A 9,609-nucleotide genomic window follows, 5' to 3' on the forward strand; every position below is an offset into this window, starting at 1 on the left:
TGAAAAGCAACGGGATACGCGCCTGCATCCCTGGTCGGAAGCAACGCAAGCAAACGGTCAAATACGACAAGCGGAGATACAAGCGGCGCAACCGCATCGAGATCATGTTCGGCAGGCTCAAGGATTGGCGGCGTGTGGCAACCCGATACGACCGCTGTCCGAAGGTCTTCCTCTCAGCCATCGCTCTCGCCGCGACCGTCATCTATTGGCTATGAGTCCTGAACCTACGGCCAAGGGGGATCCGCGCACAAAGCCTTTTAGATGCTCACGAGCGAAGTGTGCTGTTCAGATCCGCAAAAGCAAGCGGCCGCTCCAAAGGAACGGACTCGGTTCGCAGGCTATCACCCGTGCAGGTCACACCACATCAAAGGCCAATGGCTTGACCTGCTGGAACATCCCTGTGCTTTCCAGCGTCTTCAGAACATCCGCGGGTATCGGGTTATCCACATATAAAAGCGCAATCGCCTCGCCGCCCACGTCCGAGCGGCCAAGAGTGAAGTTGGCGATGTTGACGCCGTTCTTGCCCATGGTGTTGCCCAAAAGGCCAATGATACCGGGCACATCCTCGTTTGTTGTGTAAAGCATATGCGCACCGATCTCGGCATCAATGTTGATGCCTTTGATCTGGATGAACCGCGGTTTGCCGTCCGAGAAGACCGTGCCGGCGATCGAGCGCTCGCGTTTGTCGGTCACAACGGTGACCTTGATATAGGCGTCAAAGGCTCCGGATTGATCCTGATTGGTCGTCGAGATCTGGATACCCTTGTCCTTGGCGATAACAGGGGCAGAGACCATGTTCACGTCCGGGTTGGATTTCTTCATGATCCCGGCAATCGCGGCGCAATTGAGCGCCTCAAGGTTCATCTCGGCCACGGCGCCGTCATAAAGGATATTGATCGCTTTGATCGGCTCGTCGGTCAGCTGGCCGATAAAGCTGCCCAGATGGCCCGCAAGCTTGACCCAGGGACCCATGACCTTGGCCTCTTCGGCGGTGACGGAGGGCATGTTGAGCGCGTTTTCCACTGCCCCAGTAAGCAGATAGTTCGACATCTGCTCGGCCACCTGCAGCGCCACGTTTTCCTGTGCTTCGGTCGTTGCCGCCCCAAGATGCGGGGTGCAGACCACGTTGGGCAGATCGAAGAGCGGATTTTCCCTGGCCGGTTCCACGCTGAACACGTCAAACGCCGCCCCCGCGATGTGACCGGACTTCAGCAGATCAGCCAACGCCTCCTCATCTACCAGACCGCCGCGCGCGCAGTTGATGATGCGCACGCCGGGCTTGGTCTTTTCGAGGTTCTCACGGCTGAGCACGTTGCGGGTTGCATCGGTCAGAGGCACGTGAAGGGTGATGAAATCAGCCCGCGCGAGAAGGTCCTCCAGTTCGACTTTTTCGATCTGCATTTTTTCGGCTTTTTCTTCGCTCAGGAACGGGTCGTAGGCCAGGACCTTCATGCGCAGCGCCCGGGCGCGATCACAGACGATAGAGCCGATGTTACCCGCACCGATCACGCCAAGGGTCTTGTTGGTCAGCTCGACCCCCATGAATTTCGACTTTTCCCATTTCCCAGCGTGGGTGGAGGCGGAGGCTTCCGGGATCTGACGGGCCACGGCGAACATCATTGCGATGGCGTGTTCGGCGGTGGTGATGGTGTTGCCGAAGGGCGTGTTCATGACGATCACGCCTTTCTTGGAGGCAGCGTCCTTGTCGACATTGTCGGTGCCGATCCCAGCCCGGCCCACAACTTTCAGATTGTCGGCGGCTGCAAGGATCTTTTCGGTGACCTTGGTCGCCGAGCGGATCGCGAGACCGTCATATTTGCCAATCACTTCGGCAAGTCTGTCCTTGTCCTTGCCCAGGTCGGGCTCGAAATCCACCTCGATGCCGCGATCGCGAAAGATCTGCACGGCAGTGGGGGAGAGTTTGTCGGAGACGAGTACTTTGGGGGCCATCTGCTTGGTCCTTGGAATGAGAGAAAGGGCGGCGGGACAAGTCCCGCCCTACGGTGTTGGGGTAGGGCGGGACTTGTCCCGCCGGCGCGTCAGGCAGCGGCCGGTTGGGCCGCAATCTCGATCTGAAACGCCCAGTCGAGCCATGGCAATAGGGCTTCGATATCAGCGGTCTCGACGGTGCCGCCACACCAGATACGCAGACCCGGAGGCGCATCGCGATAGGCCCCGATATCAAGCGCCACGCCTTCGGCCTCCAGGCGCTTGGCAACGGCCTTTGCGAATGCGGCCCCATCGGCGATCCGTTCATCGGTGAATTTCAGGCAAACGGAGGTGTTCGACACGGTCTCGGGATCATGGGCCAGAAAGTCGATCCAGTCATGCAGCTCGACAAAATCCGCGACGGCCTTGGCATTTGCATTGGCCCGCGCGATCAACCCATTCAGCCCGCCAACGGACCGCGCCCATTTGAGGCACTGCAGGTAGTCTTCGACCGCCAGCATCGACGGGGTATTGATCGTCGCACCGCTAAAAATGCCATCGATCAGCTTGCCGCCCTTGGTCAGGCGAAAAACCTTGGGCAGCGGCCAAGGCGGTGTGTAGCTCTCCAACCGCTCCACCGCGCGCGGGCTGAGGATCAGCATACCATGCGCCGCCTCTCCTCCGAGAACCTTTTGCCAAGAGAATGTCGTCACATCCAGCTTGTCCCAAGGCAGATCCATCGCAAAGGCGGCGGAGGTGGCATCACAAAGCGTCAGACCTTCTCGGTCAGCGGGTATGGCGTTGCCATTTGGCACGCGCACACCGGAGGTTGTGCCGTTCCAGGTAAAGCAGACGTCCTTGTCCCAGTCGACGGTCCCGAGATCGACGATCTCGCCATACTCTGCGGTCTTGACCTCTGCATCCAATTTCAACTGCTTGACAGCGTCGGTCACCCAGCCCGCGCCGAAACTCTCCCAGGCCAGCATTTCCACGCCCCGCGCGCCCAGCAGGTTCCACATCGCCATCTCATAGGCGCCGGTATCGGAAGCAGGCACGATGCCGATCTTGTAATCGGCAGGCACGCCCAGGATCCCGCGCGTTTCTTCGATCGCCGCCCTAAGCTTGTCCTTGCCCACCGCAGCACGGTGGGAGCGGCCAAGGGCGGCATCGGCAAGCGTATTCAGGGTGAAGGTCGGGGGTTTGGCACAGGGGCCGGAGGAGAAACGCGGATTTGCCGGCCGCGCGCCGGGTGTCTCAATAGCCATCAATGCTATCCTTCCAGATAAGCGCCCCTCGTTGGGGAAGGGTGTCCCACATGCCGAAATACGGGGTCGCCCCCTCTGGCGCAACCGGAAAATGGGCGATATAGCGCCGCCTGAGCCTGCAAAAGCGACACCAGTGTAACGCATCGGAAACTCTGCCCCATGTTCATCGCAACCCTCCTGACCGCGCCCGGCACCGATGCGCTCGACCCCGCCCTTGTCGACAGTCTGCGCAACGCCTGGGGCGGCGGGGATGCCCTTTGGCTCGCCCCCGACGAAGCCGCGGAGTTCCCGGTGCCGCACGTGCCGAGCAATCTCTGGGACGTTTGGAATGACCTTCAAGGAGTGGGCGTTGATCTGGCGGTGCAGCCCATCGACGGGCGCCGCAAGAAGATGCTGCTGGCCGATATGGACAGCACGATGATCCGGCAGGAATGCATCGACGAGCTGGCCGAAGAAGCCGGTGTCGGTCCGCAGGTCAAAGAGATCACGGCGCGCGCGATGAATGGCGAATTGGATTTCGAAGGCGCGCTGACCGAACGGGTCGGCCTGTTGCAAGGATTGCCCGTGACGGTGATCGCCAAGGTGCTCGAGACACGTATCGAATTGATGCCGGGCGGGCGGGCGCTGGTGGCCACGATGCGGGCCAATGGAGGGTACGCGGCCCTGGTCTCGGGCGGGTTCACAGCCTTCACGTCACGAGTGGCCGAAATGCTTGGTTTCGATGAGGCGCGCGCAAATACGCTGCTGGTTCAGGACGGCATATTGACCGGAGACGTGGCCCGCCCGATCCTGGGGCGAGAGGCCAAGGTCGATGCGCTCGAGACGATCACCTCCAGGATCGGCCTGACCGCAGCGGACGTCATCGCGGTGGGCGATGGCGCCAACGATCTCGGGATGCTGGGGCGGGCCGGGGCCGGTGTGGCGCTGCATGCAAAACCATCGGTGGCCGCGCAATGTGATCTGCGGATCAATTTCGGCGACCTGACGGCGCTTCTTTATTTGCAAGGTTACAGCAGGGACGCGTTCATACAGAACGGTGACGCCATTTTCTGACACAGAAAATGGTCAGATTTTGACGCAAAATCTGGGCGCTTTGGGAGTCGCGATTGCCCAGAAACCGCGTCGGTTTCTGGCCAGAATGTGCGTCACATTCTGGCGTGCGTCACCAACCTGGACGACGGCCAATCTCTCCACCTCCGTCCGATACTTCGCACCTTGAGGAGCAACGCCGGATCTAGGGCCGCGATTTTCGTTTCCGCCTGCATCCAGTGGCTGGTGGCGGCGCGGCGGTTGTCGACCGGGATGTCGGCCTCTGTTCTATGCATTCCTCCGTCGTCCCCACTCTCCAGGGCCGGTCTAACATGCGTCCAGCAACGCCGCCGCCGGGCGGATCGTTCCTGTTTGAATGTCGCGCCGGTTCAGAATGGGTGCGTTGAGATAGGCGCGTGTGGCCGCGTGGTCGGGATCCAGCACGCCCAGCCGGACAAGCAATGCGGCAATCGCGCATTCGCTGGCCCGGGTGGCGCCATCGGTTATCTTCAACGCCACGCCGAGTTTCTTGCCTGGCAAGATCGCGACAAACACCCCTTCGGCACCGGTCTTGATGGCGGCAGCGCCGCCCATGGCCCGCATCAGGCGGGTGCAGGATCGCCCCTCCCCAGCGACAAGCTCGGGATGCAGCATCATCGCCTCGCGCAAGCGCGCCTCGGCAGTGTCCCTCGGGGCGGCGGCAAAACGTGCCATGGCGCGACCCAGACCCAAAAGCGTCGTCTGGAAATTCGGCGCCGAGCAGCCGTCGATCCCGAAACCGGGACTGTCTTCCCCCGTGGCGCGCTCAAACGCCTCCTTGCAGGCTTTCTGAACCGGATGATCCGGCTCGACATATTCAGGGCCAGCGCCGATGTCCCGCGACAGGGTCAAGAACCCCGCATGCTTGCCCGAACAGTTGTTGTGATACTGACACGGGCTCTCGTCGGCGCGGATCATCGCGTGCAGATCAACCTGCTCCGCGGGCCACTGTGGGCCACATCGAAACGCGTGGTCATTGAGCTCCAGATCGTCGAGCCATGCCCTCACCCGCGAGGTATGGATCGCCGCCCCGTTATGCGACGCACAGGCCAGTGCCAGATGCTCGGGCGTCAAGCCCACCCGGTCTGCCGCGCCACTCTCCAGCAAGGGCAGCGCCTGAACCATCTTGCAGGCACTGCGCGGATAGATCAGCTGAGTGGGATCGCCCCACGCCTCGACGATCTGGCCCGTCTCATCGCAGATCACTGCATGCCCAGCGTGCAAGCTTTCCAGAAGATCTCCGCGCCAGATTTCAGTCAGGGGAACGGGATGGGACATAGCGCACCTCAAATCTTGGCGATTTCCTGCCAATCACTCTTTCGCCTGATGCGCATATTACGTTATTATGCAATCTGTCGAGACGCACCGGTCATTTACCCAACAGAGGGACCAGCAAGGTCAGAGGCTCGGGGCACGTGCATATTGAGGTTAAGGACAGCTGGAGGCTGGAGACATGGGATTTCCTTGGGGATCGAAGCTCACCCGTTTGATTGCAGCGGCGAGCATGGCTGCTCTGGCATCCAGCGCCGCGCTTGCGCAGGAAGAAAGCACCAACCGCGTCGCCGCGAAGACAGACTGGAGCGTGTTTGTCGAAGACGATCCGACCGAATGCTGGGGCGTCTCCGCACCCAAGGAAATGGTCAATACACGCGACGGACGGGTCGTTGCCGTGCGGCGTGGTGATGTGTTGCTCTTTGTGTTCTTTCGCCCCGGCGAGGAGGTGACCGGTCAGGTGACCTTCACCGGCGGCTATCCCTTTGCCGATGGGTCGACGGTGAACCTGCAAATCGGCAGCAACACGTTCGAGCTCTTCACCGAAGGGGAATGGGCCTGGCCCGCCTCGCCCGCCGATGACGCCAAAGTGATCACCGCGATGAAACGCGGCGCGCAGGCCGTGCTGACCGCGCGGTCGTCACGCGGCACGCAAACGGTCGACACATTCTCGCTGCTGGGCTTTACCGCCGCGGTCGAGGATGCAGAGGCGCGCTGCGGCGGCTGACGCTCGAATCAATCGCTGAAACACACGCGCCGCCAATACCAGCCGGGCCTTTCTTCGGTCAGGCGGCAGAACGTTCGGGTGACGGTGCGCCGCAGATCGTGACCAAGGATCTCGACGCAAATCCCATCCGTCACACCGCGGCGCATGCGTGAATTTCTTTTGCTTCGCGCAGGCCGTCCTATATAGAGCGCCATCAACCCCTCACGAAGAGTATCTCAGATGCCCACCCAGGCGCCGATCACCCAGGATGTAATGACCATCCCCCGGAAACTGCCCGACGGGCCGGTCAACCTTGTCGGCCTGACCCGCGATCAACTGCGCGAAACGCTGATCTCACAGGGCACGCCCGAAAAGCAGGCCAAGATGCGTGTCGGGCAGATCTGGCAATGGATCTATCAATGGGGCGTCCGGGACTTTGCCGCGATGACGAATCTTTCCAAGACCTACCGGGCCGCGTTGGCTGAGGCCTTCGTGATCGCGGTCCCCGAGGTTGTCTCGAAACAGGTCTCGACCGATGGTACGCGAAAATACCTGGTGCGGATCGCGGGCGGACATGAGGTCGAGGTCGTCTATATCCCCGAAGAAGATCGCGGCACGCTGTGCGTATCCTCTCAGGTGGGCTGCACGCTGACCTGTTCATTCTGCCATACCGGCACGCAAAAACTGGTGCGCAACCTCACCGCCGGAGAGATCGTGGGCCAGATCATGGTGGCGCGCGACGATCTGGACGAATGGCCCGTGCCCGGCGCGCCAAAGGACGAAACGCGGCTTTTGTCGAATATCGTGCTGATGGGCATGGGCGAACCATTGTATAATTTCGAGAATGTGCGCGATGCGATGAAGATTGCGATGGACCCCGAAGGTATTTCGCTGAGCCGTCGCCGGATCACACTGTCGACCAGCGGCGTGGTGCCCGAGATCGCCCGCACCGCCGAGGAAATCGGATGCCTTCTGGCCGTGTCGTTCCATGCCACCACCGATGAGGTGCGCAATGGCCTGGTGCCGATTAACAAGCGCTGGAACATAGAAACGCTGCTGGAGGCGCTGCGCGCCTATCCCCGACTAACCAACTCCGAACGGATCACCTTTGAGTACGTGATGCTGGACGGGGTGAATGACAGCGACGCGGATGCGCGTCGGCTGGTCAGATTGATCGAGGGTATCCCGGCCAAGGTGAACCTGATCCCGTTCAATGAATGGCCTGGAGCGCCCTACAAACGCTCCTCGAACAATCGCATCCGCGCCTTTGCCGATATCATCTATAAGGCTGGCTATGCCTCTCCTATCCGCACGCCGAGGGGTGAGGATATTCTGGCGGCCTGTGGTCAGTTGAAATCCGCGACACAACGCGCGCGCAAAACCCGCAACGAGATCGCCGCCGAGGCTGGATTGCCAGGCTAAGCGCGCTTGGCACAGGTCTGAGTTGCGTATTTTTGGCGAGAAGAAACACGGGACTCGCCCAGCTTTTATCCGGCTGGCGCAATCGTCCTTTGGGCAGCATCCCTGATTGCAGGCCGCCCCCGCTCAATTGTGTTAAAATCCGGGACAGTTGCCCTAATTTTTCCCTTTTGTGGAACCACTCCCGCCGCGATCAACAGTCAGTTTCCATTTTGCGAACAAACGCACTGGATGGAGAGCACACAATGTTGAACGCAGAAACAGGTACACCGATGCTGGAAACCGACACCCTGGATTTTCTGGCCAAGGAGCGGCAGAAATCGCTGTCGAAGCGAGAATGGCATTTCCGGATGAAAGGCTATGGCTTTGGCATTCGCGATCACGGAGACCGTCAGGTCGTCACCAAGCTACCGCAAGGGATCACTCTGGGAATTCTGCCCGCAAACTTTGCATGAGCGGCAGGATCGCGACCTCTGTCGCCGACCCAAGAACCTAGCGCCCCGGGATTTCTGATCTCGGCGGCGCCGGGTCCCAGTTTTCGATAATGTGAACGGCCTCGGACGCCGTCTCGACAAACCGGAACAGGTCCAGATCCTGATCCGAGATGGTGCCGGCATCGGCCAGCGCCTCCCAGTTGATGATCTTCTCCCAGAATGCACGGCCAAAGAGCAGGAAAGGCACCCGCTCCATACGGCCGGTCTGGATCAAGGTCAGGCTTTCGAACATTTCGTCCATCGTTCCGAACCCGCCGGGGAAGACGCAGATCGCGCGCGCGCGCATCAGGAAATGCATCTTGCGGATCGCGAAATAGTGGAAATTGAAGCTGAGCTCGGGCGTGACATAGGCGTTGGGCATCTGCTCATGCGGCAACACGATGCTGAGCCCGATGGAGACGCCGCCCGCCTCCTTGGCGCCGAGATTGCCGGCCTCCATGACGCCGGGACCGCCGCCGGTGGCCACCACGAATTCCCGGCTGCCGGTCTCCAGTGACTTTTCGGTCATCAGGCGGGCAAAAGCGCGCGCCTCGTCATAGTACTCCGACAGATCTGCGAGGGTTTGGGTCCGCGCAATGTCCTTGTTGGCCGGCGACGGAATGCGCGCACCGCCGAACAGGACGACGGTGCTGTCGACCCCGTGCTCTTCGAGAAGAAGTTCGGGTTTGAGCAATTCCAGTTGCAGGCGCACGGGCCGCAGCTCATCCCGGCAGAGGAAATCCTCATCCGCGAAGGCCAGCCGGTATGTCGACGAAGCGGTCTGTGCGGAACTGGGCAATTCGCCCGCTGCAATCTTATCTTCGCGGGCGTCGCGGAGGCGGCTGTGACGGTGATCTCTCATTCCGAACGGTCCTTGTGACTGGTTGCACCAGCACTATAGGGTCGCCGAGGAATGTGCCACGGGGAAGGATAACAAGCGATGAACTGGAGAGCAGAGATTGAGGCGGCGCGGTCCCACATCGAGGCCCATGTCCGGCGCACGCCGGTGATCGCCGGGTGCGATCTGGGACTGGAACGGCCACTGGATCTGAAATTCGAACAGATGCAGCACACTGGCAGTTTCAAGCCGCGTGGCGCGTTCAACACACTGTTGTCCTCGGATGTGCCCGAGGCGGGGGTCGTCGCGGCCTCGGGCGGCAATCACGGAGCGGCGGTGGCCTTTGCCGCGCGGCGTCTGGGGCATGATGCGACGATTTTCGTGCCCGAGATGGCAGGCCCCGCCAAGATCGCACTGATCCGCGAGACAGGGGCCACATGCCATGTCGTGCCCGGCGCCTATGCACATGCGATGGAGGCCGCGCAGGCGTTCGAGGCGACAAGCGGCGCGATGCAGGTCCATGCCTATGACGGCCCGGCCACCGGGGCAGGGCAGGGGCCGTTGGCTGCCGAGGGGGGGGGCACGGGGCTTGGGGCCAACCCGGGGGGGTGCGCGGGGGGGGGGGGGGGGGGGAGCGGG

At 61.4% G+C, this 9,609-nt stretch carries 11 protein-coding genes; 6 read left to right on the forward strand and 5 right to left on the reverse strand.

The annotated features are described in order from the left end of the window. Nucleotides 1–215, forward strand: a 215-nt coding sequence (locus tag HEP69_RS17435) for a transposase (RefSeq protein WP_290559776.1), incomplete at its 5' end; no start/stop codon positions are given. 139 nt (nucleotides 216–354) lie between these two features. Here the strand turns inward: HEP69_RS17435 and serA are convergent. Both serA and HEP69_RS17445 read right to left on the reverse strand, forming a co-directional pair. Beyond that, nucleotides 355–1,950 (reverse strand): phosphoglycerate dehydrogenase, encoded by a 1,596-nt coding sequence (gene serA, locus HEP69_RS17440; protein WP_290559777.1) that lies wholly within the window; start codon nucleotides 1,948–1,950, stop codon nucleotides 355–357. A gap of 89 nt (nucleotides 1,951–2,039) precedes the next feature. Next, nucleotides 2,040–3,194: a phosphoserine transaminase gene (locus HEP69_RS17445; RefSeq protein WP_290559778.1), complete on the reverse strand. Its 1,155-nt coding sequence runs from the start codon at nucleotides 3,192–3,194 to the stop codon at nucleotides 2,040–2,042. Between the two features lie 159 nt (nucleotides 3,195–3,353). On the opposite strand from HEP69_RS17445, the gene serB reads away from it, so the two are divergent. Beyond that, nucleotides 3,354–4,247 (forward strand): phosphoserine phosphatase SerB, encoded by an 894-nt coding sequence (serB, locus tag HEP69_RS17450; RefSeq protein ID WP_290559779.1) that lies wholly within the window; start codon nucleotides 3,354–3,356, stop codon nucleotides 4,245–4,247. A 303-nt stretch (nucleotides 4,248–4,550) separates the two neighbouring features. Here the strand turns inward: serB and HEP69_RS17455 are convergent, their stop codons facing one another. Continuing rightward, nucleotides 4,551–5,540, reverse strand: a complete 990-nt coding sequence (locus HEP69_RS17455) for an asparaginase (protein WP_290559780.1) — start codon at nucleotides 5,538–5,540, stop codon at nucleotides 4,551–4,553. 226 nt (nucleotides 5,541–5,766) lie between these two features. Between HEP69_RS17455 and HEP69_RS17460 the strand changes: the two genes are divergently transcribed. Beyond that, nucleotides 5,767–6,261: an invasion associated locus B family protein gene (locus tag HEP69_RS17460; RefSeq protein WP_290559781.1), complete on the forward strand. Its 495-nt coding sequence runs from the start codon at nucleotides 5,767–5,769 to the stop codon at nucleotides 6,259–6,261. A gap of 8 nt (nucleotides 6,262–6,269) precedes the next feature. Here HEP69_RS17460 and HEP69_RS17465 read toward each other — a convergent pair whose 3' ends face one another. Then, nucleotides 6,270–6,407 (reverse strand): hypothetical protein, encoded by a 138-nt coding sequence (locus HEP69_RS17465; protein WP_290559782.1) that lies wholly within the window; start codon nucleotides 6,405–6,407, stop codon nucleotides 6,270–6,272. Between the two features lie 73 nt (nucleotides 6,408–6,480). Between HEP69_RS17465 and rlmN the strand changes: the two genes are divergently transcribed. Then, nucleotides 6,481–7,662 (forward strand): 23S rRNA (adenine(2503)-C(2))-methyltransferase RlmN, encoded by a 1,182-nt coding sequence (gene rlmN, locus HEP69_RS17470; protein WP_290559783.1) that lies wholly within the window; start codon nucleotides 6,481–6,483, stop codon nucleotides 7,660–7,662. Nucleotides 7,663–7,904: 242 nt separating this feature from the next. Then, a complete protein-coding gene (locus tag HEP69_RS17475; protein ID WP_290559784.1) occupies nucleotides 7,905–8,114 on the forward strand; it encodes a hypothetical protein in 210 nt (69 codons plus the stop codon). Nucleotides 8,115–8,151: 37 nt separating this feature from the next. On the opposite strand, the gene HEP69_RS17480 is transcribed toward HEP69_RS17475, so the two are convergent. Then, complete coding sequence (locus HEP69_RS17480; protein ID WP_290559785.1) at nucleotides 8,152–8,994, reverse strand: TIGR00730 family Rossman fold protein; 843 nt, start codon at nucleotides 8,992–8,994, stop codon at nucleotides 8,152–8,154. Nucleotides 8,995–9,072: 78 nt separating this feature from the next. Here HEP69_RS17480 and HEP69_RS17485 point away from each other — a divergent pair. Further along, nucleotides 9,073–9,609, forward strand: a 537-nt coding sequence (locus tag HEP69_RS17485) for a pyridoxal-phosphate dependent enzyme (protein ID WP_290559786.1), incomplete at its 3' end; no start/stop codon positions are given.

It is taken from the genome of Aestuariivita sp., from assembly GCF_021404545.1.
GTDB lineage: Bacteria > Pseudomonadota > Alphaproteobacteria > Rhodobacterales > Rhodobacteraceae > Aestuariivita.

Coding starts and splice junctions, on each gene's coding strand:
- HEP69_RS17475 (WP_290559784.1), top strand. CDS start 7,905: ATGTTGAACGCAGAAACAGGTACACCGATGCTGGAAACCGACACCCTG.
- serB (WP_290559779.1), top strand. CDS start 3,354: ATGTTCATCGCAACCCTCCTGACCGCGCCCGGCACCGATGCGCTCGAC.
- HEP69_RS17445 (WP_290559778.1), bottom strand. CDS start 3,194: ATGGCTATTGAGACACCCGGCGCGCGGCCGGCAAATCCGCGTTTCTCC.
- serA (WP_290559777.1), bottom strand. CDS start 1,950: ATGGCCCCCAAAGTACTCGTCTCCGACAAACTCTCCCCCACTGCCGTG.
- HEP69_RS17455 (WP_290559780.1), bottom strand. CDS start 5,540: ATGTCCCATCCCGTTCCCCTGACTGAAATCTGGCGCGGAGATCTTCTG.
- HEP69_RS17465 (WP_290559782.1), bottom strand. CDS start 6,407: ATGCGCCGCGGTGTGACGGATGGGATTTGCGTCGAGATCCTTGGTCAC.
- rlmN (WP_290559783.1), top strand. CDS start 6,481: ATGCCCACCCAGGCGCCGATCACCCAGGATGTAATGACCATCCCCCGG.
- HEP69_RS17460 (WP_290559781.1), top strand. CDS start 5,767: ATGGCTGCTCTGGCATCCAGCGCCGCGCTTGCGCAGGAAGAAAGCACC.
- HEP69_RS17480 (WP_290559785.1), bottom strand. CDS start 8,994: ATGAGAGATCACCGTCACAGCCGCCTCCGCGACGCCCGCGAAGATAAG.